This window comes from Candidatus Hydrogenedentota bacterium (genome assembly GCA_016791475.1).
Lineage (GTDB): Bacteria > Hydrogenedentota > Hydrogenedentia > Hydrogenedentales > JAEUWI01 > JAEUWI01.
This window is the reverse complement of record JAEUWI010000025.1, coordinates 18677-35785: the sequence shown is the minus strand read 5'-3', so window position 1 is coordinate 35785 and position 17109 is coordinate 18677. Positions and strand designations below refer to the sequence as shown.

General features: G+C 62.3%; 9 protein-coding genes and 1 pseudogene. 6 read left to right on the top strand and 4 right to left on the bottom strand.

Going from position 1 to position 17109, the window contains the following annotated elements:
- Positions 1–106 precede the first annotated feature (106 nt).
- Both JNK74_14600 and JNK74_14595 read left to right on the top strand, forming a co-directional pair.
- Positions 107–2632, top strand: a complete 2526-nt coding sequence (locus JNK74_14600) for a HAMP domain-containing protein (GenBank protein ID MBL7647412.1) — start codon at positions 107–109, stop codon at positions 2630–2632.
- A 116-nt stretch (positions 2633–2748) separates the two neighbouring features.
- Positions 2749–3795: an OmpA family protein gene (locus tag JNK74_14595; GenBank protein MBL7647411.1), complete on the top strand. Its 1047-nt coding sequence runs from the start codon at positions 2749–2751 to the stop codon at positions 3793–3795.
- A gap of 136 nt (positions 3796–3931) precedes the next feature.
- Here JNK74_14595 and JNK74_14590 read toward each other — a convergent pair whose 3' ends face one another.
- A complete protein-coding gene (locus tag JNK74_14590) occupies positions 3932–5245 on the bottom strand; it encodes a Gfo/Idh/MocA family oxidoreductase (protein MBL7647410.1) in 1314 nt (437 codons plus the stop codon).
- A 65-nt stretch (positions 5246–5310) separates the two neighbouring features.
- The gene (locus JNK74_14585; protein MBL7647409.1) at positions 5311–6711 is read right to left on the bottom strand and encodes a serine hydrolase; all 1401 of its coding nucleotides are present in this window, start codon (positions 6709–6711) and stop codon (positions 5311–5313) included.
- A gap of 376 nt (positions 6712–7087) precedes the next feature.
- On the opposite strand from JNK74_14585, the gene JNK74_14580 reads away from it, so the two are divergent.
- From JNK74_14580 to JNK74_14570, 3 genes are all read left to right on the top strand, one after another.
- Positions 7088–8212 (top strand): hypothetical protein, encoded by a 1125-nt coding sequence (locus tag JNK74_14580; GenBank protein MBL7647408.1) that lies wholly within the window; start codon positions 7088–7090, stop codon positions 8210–8212.
- Positions 8213–8331: 119 nt separating this feature from the next.
- On the top strand, positions 8332–9597 hold the full coding sequence (locus JNK74_14575) for a DNA repair exonuclease (protein MBL7647407.1): 1266 nt from the start codon (positions 8332–8334) through the stop codon (positions 9595–9597).
- Positions 9594–13139: an AAA family ATPase gene (locus JNK74_14570; protein ID MBL7647406.1), complete on the top strand. Its 3546-nt coding sequence runs from the start codon at positions 9594–9596 to the stop codon at positions 13137–13139. Before JNK74_14575 ends, JNK74_14570 begins: the two co-directional genes overlap by 4 nt.
- A 391-nt stretch (positions 13140–13530) precedes the next feature.
- Here the strand turns inward: JNK74_14570 and JNK74_14565 are convergent, their stop codons facing one another.
- A complete protein-coding gene (locus JNK74_14565) occupies positions 13531–14970 on the bottom strand; it encodes a DUF1501 domain-containing protein (GenBank protein ID MBL7647405.1) in 1440 nt (479 codons plus the stop codon).
- A 65-nt stretch (positions 14971–15035) separates the two neighbouring features.
- Between JNK74_14565 and JNK74_14560 the strand changes: the two are divergent.
- Positions 15036–15263, top strand: a pseudogene (locus JNK74_14560) (hypothetical protein).
- Positions 15264–15279: 16 nt separating this feature from the next.
- Here JNK74_14560 and JNK74_14555 read toward each other — a convergent pair.
- Positions 15280–17016: a hypothetical protein gene (locus tag JNK74_14555; protein MBL7647404.1), complete on the bottom strand. Its 1737-nt coding sequence runs from the start codon at positions 17014–17016 to the stop codon at positions 15280–15282.
- Positions 17017–17109: the final 93 nt, after the last annotated feature.

The following is a 17109-nucleotide window of genomic DNA, read 5'->3' as shown; positions in this document are numbered from 1 at the left end:
ATGGTTTACGCAGCGCGGACTTTGGATTATAGTAAAGGTCGCATCTCTCGAATCGGGTTCCGGGCAGCGGGACCATCTGGCACGATCAATCGGGAAGGGACTGACTATGAAGATCAGGAAGCTGGGCGCAAAAATGTTTCTGGGATTTGGGGTCGTCCTGACCCTGGTCGTTGTTCTCGTCGTGGTCGCGTGGTCGGTGATACACGGCACGACCGTAGCCTTCAGCGACCTGATCGCCACGGAAATCAAGATGCAGGACCTCGCGCGCGAGGTCAATATCCAGATGCTCGAAGCGCGCCGGAATGAAAAAGACTTTCTCGCGCGAAGCGATATCAAATATGCGGACGCGGCTGTCGTCAATGCCCGCAATCTCGCGGCGCGGGCGGGGGAGATCGAGGCCATCGCGAAGGGGGCCGGATTCGAGACGGAGGCGGGCCTGGCGGAAAGTCTGGCGGGCATGGCCGCCGAATACGAGGCCATCATGACGCGCGTGGGGCAGACCTACACGGCCATGGGTCTGGATGAGTCCAGCGGTATCCGGGGCCGGATCAATGCCGTTTCAGACAGTTGGTCCGCGCTGCTTCGCGAACTCGACGGCGAGTTGCCCTACATGCAATACCTGCTGCTCCGCCGCTGGGAGAAAGATTACATCCGCACCAGCGATGCGAAGTACAAGGATAACCTGCTGAAGACGCTGGACGACTATGCGCGCGCCGTCGAAACCAGCTCCATCACGGAGGACCGGAAAAAGACTCAGTTGGATGCCGTTCAGGGCTATCGTGCAACCTTTGAAAGTTATATGAAGCACGAAGTCTCGGGAGCCGGCGAGGCCGCGCAGCCAGCCGAGGCCAAGGCGGACTACGAAAAAATCCGGGAGCTTGCCCATATCATGGAGGACGGGCTTACTGAAATCATGGTCCCGCGCGCCGCTGTCCATGTCTTCCGGATCGAATCGGCGGAAAGCGACTATCTTCGCAGCGACGACCCGGCGCAGGCCGCGCGACTGCGGGAAGAGCTGGCTGTGCTCCGGGAAGACGCGGAGCGGTCCGCCATACTTCCCGAGTATCGCGAGAAATTGACGGCCCAGCTTGCGGAATACGAGACCCTCTTCGGCGAATTGGAATCGAGCAATACGGCGGCGGCCGCATCCGTCGAAGAGATGCGAAACGTCATACGCAAAGTGGACGAGCCGGTGGGTGCCATACTCGCCGCGGTGGCGGACCTCCGGGAGGAGAAAGTCGGCGCCGTCGAAAGGACGGCCGGTCGGTGGACCGTTTTCATGGTGATCACGGGGGTCGGCGCATTTGTAATCGGTGTGGCGGCCGCCTATGTGATTTCCGCGGGCATCGTCCGCAGCGTAACCAAATGTGTCGCGCTCGCGGCGACCATTGCCGGCGCGGACCTGACGGGGAGCATCGATCTGGCCACTGTGCCCCAGGACGAAACGGGCACGCTGGCGGCCTCGCTGAACGGCATGTCCGCCAATCTTCGTAGTATAATCGACAGCATCAATCGCAACGCGGGCCTGCTCGCCAGCGCGTCCACGGAATTGAGCACAACTTCCGAAGTGATGCTCGAAAAGGCCACGGTGATGGCGGTCCAGTCCGACGCGGCCAACCAGACCACTTCGGTCGCGTCCGACAAGGTGCACGGGATGGTGGGCAATGTGCAGGAAATCACGGGCAGCATCAATGTTGTCGCGGCGGCCACGGAGGAAATTACCTCCAACCTCAACGCGGTGGGGGCCGCCACCGAGGAAATGTCCTCCATGATGGATTCCATCTCCTCGGCCGCCGAAGAGATGACCGCATCGGTCAATTCCGTGGCCAGCGCGGTGGAAGAGATGTCGGCTTCCCTCACCGAGGTATCGGCCAACTCGACCCAGGCGGCCCAAGTGGCCGACGGCGCGGCCCGCGCCGCGGAAGACACCACGCGTACGATGAACGCCCTGGGCCGTTCCGCCCGTGAGATCAACAAGGTCGTGGAGATGATCACCGATATCGCATCCCAGACGAACCTGCTGGCGCTGAACGCCACCATCGAGGCCGCGTCCGCGGGAGAAGCGGGTCGGGGCTTCGCGGTCGTGGCGAACGAGGTCAAGGAGCTTGCGAAGCAAACCGCGACCGCGACGGATGAGATCCAGAAGCAGATCACCGAGATGCAGCAGAACACGGATCAGGCCTTGAGCGCCATCGAACACATTGTGGCCGTCATCGGGGAGATCAACACCATTTCCGCCAATATCGCCACCTCGGTCAACGAGCAGACCAACGCCACGAACGAGATATCCCGGAGCGTCTCCGAGGTTGCCCAGGGTTCCACGGAAGTTTCGCGCAACATTCAGGAGGCGGCCACCGCCGCCATGGAAGTCTCCCGGAATATCCAGCAGGCCGTCGCCGGCACCAATGAAGTCTCCCACAGCATTGCCCGCATCGCCACGGGCGCCAATGAAATCAGCACGTCCGCGGGCGACGTGGCCGGGGCAATGACCGAGGTGACGGAGAACGTCTCAAGCATCCAGAACGCCACGGAAGAGACGGCCCAGGGCGCCGAGGAGACCAGCCGCGCGGCGCTGGAGCTGACGGTAATGGCGGAGCAACTCCAGAAGCTGGTGAGCGAGTTCAAAGTTTGAGGGATTGAACTCGGGAAAACAGTTGACACGCGCCGGGCGGAACCGTACTATGATTGTCACGAGAGAAACCGCTGGGGTACCCGGCATCCGTTGTCTGTTGAACTAAGGAGCAAACCATGCAACTCAAATATTCGTGGGCGGTAACCCTGATTGCGCTGGGCGCGGCCCTCACCGGCTGCACCACCATGGGGAACAAGACCGTCGTTCCCGCCTCCGTTACCGTTCCGGGCCCCGGGGAATACGTCAGCCTTCACGAAGTGATGGTGGTCGTGGACGCTTCCGGCTCCATGTATCCCGGGACTTCCTTCGCCTATGCCAAGGCCTTGACCCAGTCCATGGTCAAGGCCTTTCCCGATGGAACCTACAAGGCCGGTCTGCTTTCCTACGGCGGCGAGTGGACCTTCCAGTGGATCGATCACCCAATGGTGCCCTTGAACCGCCCGACGCTGGAGCGGTCCGCCGATGACCTTCGCTTCCTCACGGGCTCCACGCCCCTGAACGAAGCCATCGACTACGTGGGCAAGAAGTATTTCAGCACTTCCGCGAATCGGGCCCTGATCATCATCTCCGACGGCAAGACACCGTCTCATCCCCTGCTGGACACGGCCGTGCAGATGGCCTATGGCGGAAACCTTTGCATCCACACCATCCAGGTGAACGACGATGCGGCGGGCGGCAAGTTGCTGGCCGATCTGGCCACGGTCACCCCCTGCGGCACCTTCCGCCACGGGGACAGCATCGCCACCGATACCGGTATGGACGCCTTTATCCGCGAAGTCTTCTTCCAGGATCTTGCGGTGCTGGAAACGGTATCCGCGGACGGCAGCCGGAATGTGCTGGGAATCGTCTACTTCGACACCGACAAGTCCGTGGTGAAGAGCGAGTACCTCGACATGCTGAAGAATGTGGCCGGCACCATCAAGGCTACGCCCGGCATGATCGTTCGGGTGCAGGGCCACACCGACTACACCGCCTCCAACGGCTACAACATGGCGCTGTCCAAGCGCCGTGCCGAAGCCGTGGCCGCCGCCCTTCGCGCTCAGGGCGTGGGCGATGGCAGCCTGGAGTTGAAGTACTACGGCGAAGAGTCCCCCGCCGCGGACAACGGCACGCGGGAAGGTCGCCAGAAGAACCGTCGCGTCGAGCTTTCCGTCGCGAAGTAAGATCACGTATCCACAAACCCCGCGAGGTCCAGGCCTCGCGGGGTTTGCAATTTTTGGCCGAACAAGAGAGCTCCGAATCGCGTGGCACGCCTTGGCGCTTTTTCAATAAGCCGCTCACATTGCGCTGCGCCGTCGCCTACTCCGGCAGTCTCCAAGGCGCCCGGTACTCGTAGTGGAGCATTTCATTGGCCGATTCCGGGCTGAGCACCCGCTCGCCCGCCGGGTCCCATTTGATCCGCGCCTCCGCCGCCAGGGCCATGTTGCCCAGATGGGCGAAGATGGTCGACTTGTGCCCCTCTTCCACGTCGCAGTTGGGCATGGCCCGGCTCTTGATGCAGTCCAGGAAATTGCGCATGTGGGCCTCCGTCAGATCGCCCTCGTCCGTCGTCAATTCCATCTCCTCCATCCGCAGGGCGGCGTCCTGGAACTGGCCGCCCTTCTCGCCGATGATCTTGCAGCGGCTCGCGTGGCCGTGGACGATGCCCTGAGTGCCCCGCAATTCAAATTCGGCCCCGTGGTCGAGCATGGGCGCGCCGCTGGCCTCCAACTGGCCGAAGAGCATCAGGCGTCCCGAGGCGAACTCGAAGATGGTTTCCAAGGTATCGGGAATGGTGCGATCATCATCAATGGCGAAGCGCCCCCCATGGGAGGAAACCGATGCGGGGGCTTCCTCGTCAAGCATCCAGCGAATGAGGTCGAAGTAGTGGACGCCCCAGTTGCCCAGTTGGGAGCTGTAGGGCAGCCACCAGCGGAACTTGTAGGGGGCGATGTTGCCCTGGAATTGACGGAAGGCCCGGGGCCCGAGCCAGCGGTCCCAGTCCAGCGTGGGCGGCGGGTCGCCGGGGGCCATCTTACCGATGCCGTTGGGGTACATGTTGCTCAGCCGGTAGGAACGGCCCATGGTGATCTTGCCGAGCTTTCCCGAGCGAACCAAGTCGCGCAGTTCCAGCAGCAATTTCGAGGAGCGGCGGTGGAGCCCCACCTGGACCACGCGATTCGTCTGCCGCGCCTTCTCCACCATGCGCCGGCCTTCGTACACCGTCATCGCCAGGGGCTTCTCGATGTACACGTCCTTGCCCGCGTCGCAGGCTTCCATGGTCTGAATGGCGTGCCAGTGATCCGGCGTGGCGATAACCACCGCGTCGATATCCGTCCTGGCAAGCAACTCCCGATGGTCCTTGTAAATCTGGGGCTGCAGCGGAAGCTTGGGATTGCCCTTCCAGAGATTGATCGCGTTTTCGTCAATATCGCAGAGCGCCACAATATCGGCGTCGGCGTGGGGGAGGGTCGCTTCGATGAGTTGGCTGCCCCGATTCGCGATGCCGATGAAGCCGAGGCGCACGCGCTCGTTTGCGCCCGCCGCACGGCCCGAGGCCAGTGCGGTCGCCAGCCCCAGTGATGCGGCCGCACCGCCCATCATGAAGCTGCGACGTGAAACAGAGTGAAGCATGGGATCTCCTTAAGTGAAGGCCGTAGGCTGAAGTCTGAAGTCTGTCAACTGTACAACGTAGAGACTCATTCTTCCAGCGAATCCAGTATTTTCCCGACGAAGGTTTCGAGATCAAAATCCCGCCCGCGCGTTACGCCGAGACGTACGATGACGGCGCTTCGCGATGGGACGATCACGACGTACTGCCCTTCATGGCCCGAAGCATAGTACAAGTCCGGCGGCAGGCTTGGAAAGGTCCGGTTGTCCGGATGCTCCGGTTCGCCCGTATTGAGCCACCAATGGGCGCCGTACTTTCCCTGGGGTGCGCCGGGCGCCGGGGTGGTGGAGTACTTGACCCACCCTTCCGGCAGCAGTCGCTCCCCGTTCCAGACGCCGTCCTGCAAAAAAAATTGTCCGAAGCGCGCCCAGTCCCGCGCCGTGGCATAGGCGTAGGATGATCCGGCGAAGGTGCCCGACGCGTCCGGTTCGAGGATCGCGCTGGTCATGCCCAGTTTGCCGAAAAGCGCGGTCCGGGGGAAATTGAAATAGTCGCCGTCGCTTCCGCCGACCCGCTGGCGAATGATGCGGCAGAGGAGATTGGTTGTGCCGCTGGAGTACGACCAGACCGTTCCGGGCGCCGCCGCCAGGGGCTGCTTCACCGCATAGCCGGCGAAGTCACCTTCCCGGAATAGCATGCGCAGCACATCGCCATAGGGATTCATGTAGGACTCGTTAAAGGCCAGGCCGCTGCTCATCTGGAGCAATTGATGGACCGTAATCGCGCTACGCGGATCGCCGGAATCGCTCCACTCCCGCACCGGCGCCGCTTTCTGAATGTCCAGCTTGCCTTCCATAACGAGGATGCCGACCAGGGCATTCACGATGCTCTTCGACATGGACCAGCCGTGGAGCGGCGTGCTCATGCCGAAGCCCCGATTGTAGCGCTCCGACAGGATGTTGCCGTGTTGGGCCACGATGGTCGCCCGCGTGCCCCACGATTCGTCCGGCGCGGGATCGGCGAAGGCCCATTCGACCGCGGCATCCAGGGCGGCGCGTTTATCCGGCGCCATTGCCCGTTTCGAGGTGTCGTCTCCCAGCGGCCAATAGGCATCCAGGTCGGGCTTGGGAACGGGGTGCAGGGTGTAACCGGGATCGAAGGAAACCGCTTCGCGATTCTCCGGGAGCAGCGTCGCGCCGAGTCCTGTGTGAACCAGCGCGGTGCGCGGGGCAAAGCCCCAAAGGGAGACCGTGACAGATCGCTCCTCCTGATCGATGGACCAGTTCAGTTTGCGGGCCAGAAAATCCACATCCTGCTCAATGACCGATTCGAAGGGGCGGCGCGCCACAAACACGCCCGAGGCGAGCACCTTGGCCTTGTAGCCCGTCAAGACGGGGAGCACGGTCGCGGCGAGCACCAGTACCCCGACCAGAGCCGCTCCCACCAGCGCCGCGCAGAGTTTCAACCAGAACCACCGACTCTTCCACATACCACTCTCCAGAATGCGCGACCGGTCGGGCGGCGCGCCCCCGAATTGCACTTCGCGCGGCCCGAACACCACCGCAGCAAGACTACCGGAGCCAACGAACTGAAAACAACAGCATCCCACGGGTAAGGCCCCGAAGGCGCTCGACGCGGTTGCACGGCCATATTGTTTCCTTCGGATCGGCTTGATCTTGTGCGGATCTCCAGGTATGCTTGGGTAAACCTCGTTTAAGGTGGCAGCCGTCCTTCGCGTCGGGTCAGGTGGCGTCAATGTGTGTTCGTCGGCATCTTCGTGTCAGAGCCGACCCAATTTACAGGGGTACCCCATGGAGCCTTCCCTCCCTCCTGTTATATCCGCCGAGTTGGGCGGGACCCGGCCGATGCTTCAACCGCGTCGCGCCGTGTATTACTACCTCCTTCTTTTCGCCTATATCCTGGCCTCCGCCATCGTGCTTCACCTGTTCATGGGAGAGTTTGGCTTTGGCGACGCCAAACACTCCTGGCTCAATTTCCAGCGCTACATGGATCACGAGACCAAACGTCCCTACGCCTACCGCGTGCTGACTCCCGCCGTTATCAACATGCTCTCGGCGGTCGTGCCCGACGGAATCCGCAACCGGATCGAGACGGTCGAGACGGTGGCGCCCGAGTCGGCCCTCTCCATCAAGCTTCGCGAAGTGAGAAAAGTCTACAACTGGCGCACCGAGCGCACGGTGGAACGCATCGTTGGGCAGTGCTTTCTATTTGCGAATCTCTTCTGCGCCCTGCTGCTCCTGCGCCACATCACCCGCCGGGTCTACGGCTATTCGCAACTCTTCGTCGACTTCGCTCCCGTCGTGGCCATTCTCTTCCTGCCCTTGACCTTTCTCAATTGCGGTTTCGTTTATGACATACCCGAGATCTTCTGGGCCCTGGCCTGCCTCGCCCTGCTTCTGGCGAAGCGATGGATTCCCTACTATTTATGCTTCGTACTGGCCTGTCTCAACAAGGAGACCGGCGTACTCACCGTGATTTACTTCCTCGCCCTCTATGCCGTCACCATGCCCGGCCGCCAGGTCGCCCTTCACCTGGCGTTGCACGTCCTGCTGGGCGGGATCACCGTGCTATCGGTGCGCGCCGCCCTGGCGGACAATCCCGGTACCCACGCGGAATTTCATCTGTGGGAAAACCTCGCCTTCTTCATGCGGCCTTCCACCTACTACACATTCACGGACAACTTCGCCCTCTTAATCCCCGTGCCGCGTTCGTACAACGTGCTTAACCTGGCGCTTTTTATTCCGCTCGTGTTTCTCGCCTGGAAGGAGAAGCCGATCTGGGTCAAGCGAATGTTTCTAGCCATGATGGCGGTGCTGACGCCGCTCTATATCGTCTTTGGCGCTATCGATGAGATTCGCGTGTATTACCTGGCCCTGCCGGCCATTTACCTGCTCTGCGTGCACACGGTTCACACCTGCGCTTCCGGCCTTTCCCCCGCGGCCCCGATTCATGGCGGGGGCGCCGCCTGACGGTTTCGGGCGCGGCGCTTCCGGGGGGCGGGGATAAGGCGGGGCCTCTCATCACTTGCGGCCATCCGCCGTACCGTGTACATTGAAGTGCGTCCGAATGCCTCAACCCCGAGAATCCCATGTTTAAATTCATCCACGCCGCCGACTTGCACCTCGACAGCCCCCTGCGCGGGCTCGCCCAGTATGAAGGCGCGCCGCAAGAAGCCCTGCGCGGCGCCACCCGCCGCGCGCTGGAAAATCTGGTTCACGTTGCGCTGGAAGAGGAAGTCGATTTTGTGCTCATTGCGGGCGATGTCTACGACGGCGACTGGCTCGATCACAATACGGGTCTTTTCTTTACACGCCAGATGGCGCGCCTGCGCGATGCGAAGATCCCGGTCTACCTGATCTCGGGCAATCATGATGCCCAGAGCGTCGTGACCAAGAGCCTCCAACTGCCGGACAACATACACCGATTCCCCACGAAGAAGGCGGCGACGATGCACCTGGAAGACATTGGCGTGGCCATTCACGGCCAGGGCTTTGCCACCCGTGCGGTGACGGTGGACCTGAGCGCCAACTACCCAATAGCCGTGCCGGGTGTTTACAACATCGGTCTGCTCCACACCAGCCTAACCGGCTACGAAGGCCACGACAACTATGCCCCGTGCACCGTCGAAGGCTTGAGAAAGCCGGGCTACGACTACTGGGCCCTGGGCCACATCCACAAGCAGGAGGCCGTGCGTGTCTTCGATCCGGCGATCTGGTTTCCCGGCAACATCCAGGGCCGGCACATCCGGGAGACCGGGCCCAAAGGTTGCCTGGTGGTCAGCGTGGATGATAGCGGTAATCACGAGGTCGATTTTCGCGAACTCGATGTGGTGCGCTGGGCGGAGATTGCCGTGGACGCATCGCGCTGCGCCACGCTGGACGAATGCGTGGATGATTTCAAGGACGCCTTGTTGAAAGCAATCGACACCGCCGGCGAACGTCTACTTGCCGTGCGCCCGATCTTCACCGGCGCCAGCAAGGCCCACGGTGAACTGCTGGCGCGGCCCAAGCGGTTGCTGGGTGAGATTCGCAACATCGCCAATATCCACGGCGGCGATCAGGTATGGATTGAAAAGGTGAAAGTGCGCACTACCGTGCCGAAGTCCGCCGGCGAGCCCCTCGACGAGGGGCCCCTCGCGGAACTGGCGCACGTGATCGCCTTCATGAAGACGGACGAGGCTTCTCTCGCTGAACTGGCCGCCCTGCTTGAACCGCTGCATGGAAAACTGCCCGTGGAACTCGCGGAAGGCGAAAGCGCCCTCGGCCTCGACCAGCCCCAGCGGCTCGTGGAATGGCTCGATGAATCCGAGGCGCTCCTGCGCGCGGTCGGGCAGCGCCTGGAGATGGGCGAGTGAAAATCCAGCGGCTCCACCTCAAAGCCTTCGGCGCCTTTACCGATCGCAGCCTCGACCTCTCCGGCGGGAAAGAAGGGCTCCATCTCATTCACGGGCCCAACGAGGCCGGCAAGAGCACGACCCTCCGCGCGATCACCCAATTGCTCTACGGTATCGAGACTCGCACGGCGGACGATTTCCTCCACCGAATGGCGGAGTTGCGTATCGGTGCGACCCTCGCCAATGAAAAGCAAAGCATCACGCTCTATCGCCGCAAGGGCAACAAGGCCACGCTTCTGGCCGAAGACGAAAAAACAGCCCTGCCCGACGATGTCCTCGCGCCCTATCTTGGCGGGGTGGATGTGGATGCTTTCCGCAACCTCTTCGGGCTCACCCATGACCAACTGGTTCGCGGCGGCCAGGCGCTCGTTCAGGGCGAAGGCGATGTGGGCCAGGCTCTCTTTTCCGCCGCGTCGGGCATGGGCCAGCTCCGCGCGCTCCTGGCCAAGCTCGACAGCGACGCGGGCGAACTCTTCAAGCCCAGCGCATCCAGGCCGCGCATCAACAGCGCCCTCGGCCAACTCGCCACCACGCGCAAGGCCGTTAAGGTGGCGCAACTGTCTTCGCGCGAGTGGGAAACGCTGGAGAGTGAACGGCAGGCCGCCGAGGCGCGCCGCACGGAGCTTGATGGACAACTTGGCGAGGCCCGCGCCGAGCAGGCGCGCTTGAAACGCATCCAGGAGGCGCTGCCGCTCGTATCCCGGCGGGCGGCGTTGCTCGAGGCGCTGGCGCCCGTGTCGGCGGCGGTTTTGCTGCCCACGGATTTCTCCGAACGGCGTATTCACGCGCAAAACGCTGGTCGAAACGCGCGCGAGATCCTCGCGCAGGCTGGCGATGCCATCGCTCGCTTGAAGCTGGAGTTGGAGCCACTAAACGTCAATACGCTGTTGCTGGCCCGCGAAGACGAAATCGAAAAGCTCCATCTGGAGCTCGGGGTCAATGAGAAAGCTCGAAACGACCTCGAGCGCAAGCTTGCCCCCGAACTTGCGCGTCTGCGCGATGAGGCGGAACGTACACTCCACCACCTTCGTCCCCACTGGTCGCTGGACCAGGCTGAGGAATTGCGCCTGCCGCCGGGCCAGAAGCAGCGTCTGGTGGAATTGGACCGGCGCGGCCAGTCCTGCCGGGATGCCGTGAACCACGCCGCTGCCACCCTCGACCATGTTGAACGGCAGCGGGAGCAGACGATTGCGGAGCACGCCCGTACGGGCGCAACCGCCGACACGGCGCTTCTCGAAGCAGTACTAAAGCGCGTTCGCAAGGCCGGCGACAGTGAGGTCATGCTGCGCGAATGTGAAGCGCGTACGGAAGCATTGATTCAGTCCATACGGTCGGGCATCGCTCGTCTGGGCTGTTGGTCAGGTGCGATGGAAGCCCTGGAAGTCCTGCCCCTTCCCTCGTTGGAGAGCATCGAGCAGTTTCGAATAGATTTGGGGGAAGCGGCGCGACGCGTCATTGAGGCGGAGAAACAGTTGGCCGCGAGCGTGGCGGAGCGGGAGCGGGCCAAGTCTGACCTCGCCGCCTATCAACATCAGTTTCACGCACCTTCCCTCGAAGCACTTGAAAGAGCGCGGGGCCAGCGTCAGCAAAGTTGGGCCTTCGCGCGGGCTGCCTGGGAAAGGGCCACGCCGCCCAATCAGGTCTCCGCCCCCGAAGTACGCGCTATCGTGGACGACATCCGCGAGCGTCACCCGGAGGTCCAGAACCTGGCGGACGCCGTTGCGGCCCTGACGGCGGATGCCGACGATCTGTCTGATCGTCTCCGCACGGAGGCCGATCGCGTTGCGCAGCGCGCACAACTGGAAAGCGCGCTGCTCCTGCTTCAAGAGAAATGCACACAACAGGAAGATGCTCTGGTGGCGGCTTCCGCGCACCATGAGCGACTCGAGTCCGCCTGGTCCACGCTGTGGGCGCCCGCTGGTATCGAACCCCGCAGTCCGGCGGAGATGGCGGTGTTGCGCAAATCCGTTGATGCGATTCAGGGAGAGATTGCCGCACTGCACGAGAGTGAGAAATCAGCCGGTGTCCTGCGCGAGACCATCGCGAAGCACTACGCCGATTTGAGCAAGGCCTTGGAAAACTGCGGCCTCGAAGGCGTCTCCGGGCTGTCTCTGGCGGCCCTGACCGAACACGCCGAGATTGAATTGAAGCGGCAGGGCGAGATCGCCCAACAGCGCATTCATCTGGAAAAGACGCTGGATAAACTTGAGCGCGTGGATTGCCCCGCCGCCAAAGCGTCCCTCACCCGCGCGCGGGAGGAAGAAGATGCCTGGCGCGATGCCTGGTCGGCAATGATGCAGGTCATCGGCGCCCGTCCGGATGCCGTCGGTGCAGAGGCTCTCGCCATCGTGGAGGCGATCGACGAGGTACTGATGAAGCACGCAAGTTCGGTGGAGCTTCAGCAGCGCGTGGATTTTATCTTGCGGGACGACGCCGAGTTTCGGCGCGAGGCCCGTGCCTTGGCTTCGGCAGTTGGGCTGGAGGCCGAAGGGGACGAGTACGCCGTCGTACGGTCCCTCTATCAGGCGCTGAAGCAGAATCGGGAAGCGGACGGCGAACAGAAGCGCCTGACGAAGCAACTCCGCGAGGAAGAGGAGCGCCATCGCGCCGCGGATGCGGCTCTGGCCCGTGCGGAAGGTGAGCTGGCCGCGTTGTGCGCCGAGGCGCGCGTGGAAGATGCCGCCGCGCTGCCTGACGCGGAAAAAGGCGCTGCCGAACGGCAGCGTATTGAAGGACTCCTGCACGACATCGACAAGCGCCTCTTCGCTCTCGTTCCGGGTGAGTCAATGGACGGCGTCGTCGCCATGGTGAACGCCGAGAACGCGAATGCGCTTATCCCGACGTTGGAGACCCTCGACGAGCGCATCGAAGACCTCGACGATGAACGCCTCGCCCTGCAGGAGTCCATCGGCGACATCAAGAGCAAACTTGCCCGGATGAACGGCGGGAGTCAGGCCGCCGATGCCGCCGCGGAGGCTCAAGGCCTTATCGCGAGCATCGCGGAAGACGCCGAAGAGTATGCGCGCCTGCGCATCGCCCACTTCGCTTTGAGCCGTGCCATCGAGCACTACCGTGCGGCCAATCAAGAGCCCATGCTGGCTCGCGCGGGGGAGATCTTTCGTACCTTGACGCTGGGATCCTTCGCGGAGCTTCGCGCCGACGTAGATGATCGGGATCGCCACGTGCTTCTGGGTGTTCGCGCGGAGACGGCATCGCTGGTCGAAGTGGCGGGCATGAGCGAAGGTACGGCGGACCAGCTTTACCTCGCGTTGCGCATCGCCAGCCTGGAGCGGCATTTGGAGCGCCACGCGCCCATTCCTTTTGTCCTCGACGATATTCTGGTGAATTTCGACGACGCCCGCGCGGCCGCCGCGCTGGAGGTGCTGGCGGGGCTGTCCGAGCGAACCCAGGTGATCTACTTCACCCATCACCAGCATCTGGTGGAACTGGCGAAGGCCGAGGTGGGGACGAAGACCTTGTTTGTCCACGCGCTGAATGGGTGAATCGATTGTGCCAAGCTCGCGAAACGAGGGATCTTGGACATGAATGTCTGAAATCCCTGGCACAGGATCGCGGACATTCTTGTCCGCGACAAAGTAAGCGCCAAATTCCAAAGGGTCCCGCGGCGAGTTACATGATTCCGGGTTGCATAGATTCAAGTTGGTGCTACACGTCCGCAGGGCCGTTTCAGTGTTACCGTGTGTCTTGCCTCGGACAGGAATGTCCGAGCTCCTCGGCTGCCGCGCTCCGAAACGTTCTCGGTATAGCCCGGTCTACCCCGCGACGGGCACACGAATCGGCGTTGTCGAAACGTGGCGCGACGCGGGTCTATCCTGAAATAGAAAACGCCGTGCTGCATCCGCAACACGGCGTCCGTTCGAGGTTCAACGTTCCCTACGCGATAATATCCCGCACCACGTTTCCGTGAACGTCCGTCAGCCGGAAATCGCGGCCCGCGTAGCGATAGGTCAGTAGCTCGTGGTCGAAGCCGAGCAGGTGCAGCATGGTGGCATGCAGGTCGTGGACGTGCACGCGGTTTTCCACCGCCTGGAAGCCGAATTCATCCGTCGCGCCGTGGATGTGGCCGCCCTTCACACCGCCGCCCGCCATCCAGGCCGTGAAGCCGTAGTGATTGTGGTCGCGGCCATTCACTTTACCCGCATTGGCGCCCGGTGTGGGCAGTTCCACGGTGGGTGTGCGACCGAATTCGCCCGTGCAGAGCACCAGTGTCTCGTCCAGCATCCCGCGCTGTTTCAAATCCTTCAGGAGCGCGGCGATGCCCTGGTCGCACTCCTTAGCCAGGTTGCCGTGAAGTTTTTCGATGTCATCGTGGCTGTCCCAGGGCTGGCCCGCGCCGTGCCAGAGCTGGACGAAGCGCACACCCCGCTCCAGCAGCCGCCGCGTGATAAGGCATTGACGCCCGTGCACGCCCGGCCCGTACATTTCGCGGATGCTTTCCGGCTCGCGGGAAATGTCGAAGGCGTCCGTGGCGTCGAGCTGCATGCGATAGGCCAGTTCGAAGCTCTGGAGACGCGTTTCCAGTTCGCTGTCCTGGTCGCGCGCGGCGAGGTGGCGTTGGTTCAGTTCGCTCAGCAGGTCGAGCTGATCGCGCTGGGATTTGCTCGATTGATAGTTGTTCTGTATATGGGCGATGAGCTTTTCCATCTCCGTGTGCTGCGTGTCGATGTAGGTGCCCTGATACACGCCGGGGAGGAAACCCGACTGCCAGTTTTGCGATTCCTGGATCGGGTAGCCACTGGGACACATGGAGATGAAGCCGGGCAGGTTCTGGTTTTCCGTTCCCAGGCCATAGGTGACCCACGAGCCCACACTGGGCCGGATCTGGCGCGCGTCGCCGCAATTCATGAGCAGCAGGGACGGCTCATGATTTGGAACGTCGGCGCACAGGGAGCGCACGATGCACATGTCGTCCACGCACTCGGCGATGTGGGGGAAGAGGCTGCTCACGGGAATCCGGCTCTCGCCATACTCTTTGAAAGTGAAGGGAGAGGGAAAAGCCGCGCCCGTGGGCCGCTCCGTGCGCAGGTTCAAGTTGGGCAGGTTCTGGCCCGCGTATTTCGTCAGCGAGGGTTTCGGGTCAAAGGAGTCCACCTGGGAAAGCCCACCGTTGTGGAAGATATGCACCACGCGTTTGGCCTTGCCCTCGAAATGGGGCTGACGCGGCGCGGTGGGATTCAGCGCGCCGAAGGCATTGGTGCTCCCGCCGAGCAGGGTGCTGGCCAGACCCATCGCGCCGAAGCCCATACCCGTACGCTTGAGGAAATCGCGACGGTTCAGGATGAAGTCGTCGACGGTCGGCTTGTGATGGCTCATAGCTATATTTCTCCACGTGCGGTGCACGGAATGCAGAGCGTTCTTATGGGTCTTATGGGTCTTATGGGTCTTTTGGGTCTTATGGGTCTTATGGGTCTTATGGGTCTTATGGGTCTTATGGGTCTTATGGGTCTTATGGGTCTTATGGGTCTTATGGGTATGGGTCTTATGGGTCTTATGGGTCTTATGGGTCTTATGGGTCTTATGGGTCTTATGGGTCTTATGGGTCTTGTGGGACTGGTGGGGATTGGGTGACACGAAACCCGCCCCGTAAGACTCAGATCGCACTCTGAGTCCGGTGCACCGATCTTATAACACGCTCAGGCGTGTTTTGAAGTATTTGGGCCCGAAATAGCCTTCACTGACCTTCAGGTGGGTGCTCTCTCCGATGGGGGGCCAGTGAAACCCCTTCAGTTTGCCTTCCTGCCAGGCGAGAAAGGCATATGCATCGTCTTCCAGCGCCTTGTCGAACTCCAGGGAGATTTTCCGGGGGCCCCAGTCGCCGGTCTCCAGGATTCGAATCTGGAAACCAGCGCACGACACCACGTCACCGGCCTGGTACGGGTAGGCATGGCTGCGCATGAGCCTTTCAAAAGGTGTCGCAAGCATTTCTCCGTTCAGCACACGAAGTTCGAAACAGTTCTTACCCGTGCGGGTAACCTCGTGATCCGCCGGAGCCATGCTGAGAGTTTGCCAGCCGAGCGGACGCGGGTAGTTCAGGTAGCGGCGCATGACCACGGGATAAAAACCAGTATAGGGGTCGGCGGCGAAAAGGCAGAAAACGCGTTGTCCGGTCACCTTTTCAGTATCCAATTCCACATCGCGGAAGGCGTCTTCGGAGAGTCGGGTAAAGGCGGGAATGATCGCGCTCGCCCCCAACCAGCCCAGAGGCGCGAGGACCACATGGATGATGACTAGTCCAAGAGCGATCACGCGGGAGAGCCTTGGGATAACGGCGGCGGCCCGGCGCAGGCAGGGATCGAGAAAGACGCCCAGGAGCGCGCAGGCCCCGAGCGAAGGCAGCGTGAGCAGGCGCCCGGAAGGAAAGGTGGCGAGGGCGGGCAGGGTCGCGAGGAGGGAACCCAGCAGCAGCCATGAAAGATTCCGTCGCGTGCGGATTTCGAGGGTGCGCCAGACGGGTTGGGCGGCGGCGGAGAAAAGCACCAGCAGGGCGAGCGCGAGAAGGGGCATGAGAAGGCCCGCGCCGGGAAGAAACACGGAGAGTTCCACGGGCAGACTGAAAAACTGGGCACCGGCCAGCTCCAGCATTCGGCCGGGGGCTTGAGCAAGGAAGAGACGCCACTCGCCGATGGGGTCGAAATAGACCCCGGAACCTTCGGCGCCATAACCGCCGAGCTTGTAGCCGATGATGTAGACCACACTCAGCAGCGCGGCGGGTGCGAGGCACCGGGCGCGCGTCCGCCAGGAGCCGCTACCGAGCAGCTCATAGGCGGCGACGAAGCCGAAAATCCCGAGGGCGGTTTCGCCTCCGAGCAGACCGGTGGCATAGCCGGCAATCGACAGGGGCAATCCGGGCCGCCACCCTTCCTCGCGCCACCGGAGGTGCGCGGCGAGCCCCAGCAGCGCGGGTGCGGCGGAAACGAGGGCATTGCGGTTTGAAAGCCACAACACGGGGAGCAGGTGGCCCTCGTCGACGATATAAAGAAGAATGCACAGCCCCGCCACGGGGAGGGTAAAGAGGCGCCGGTAAATCAGGAAGACCGCCCAGACCAGCAGGCCATACCACAGGATGCTGTGGAGATGGTGAAAGACGGGGCGCTCACCGAAAAGGTAAACGTCCAGCATCATGGTTGCGGACGAAAGGGGACGGAAGAAGTGGAGCTTCAACGCGGGCCAGGTGTACCAGGGATAGGGGCCGGTGTTGATGTATTTCGCCATGGCGGTCTCATCGCCCGTGGCGAAGAGGAAGAGATCGAGGGGGGTGGCGCCGAAGCCATCGCCGCGAAGGGTAAGCAGGTGGAGATAATCGTCAAAGAAGAAGCCCGCGCCGATGGTGGGCAGGGCCACCAGAAGAGCGGCTATCACGGCGGCGCGGGGCCGTTGGAGTTGCGCCGCCAGGGCGAGGGTGAACTGGGTTATTCGCGCGATCTTGGTTGCCGGTCCGGCCCTCCGAAGCCG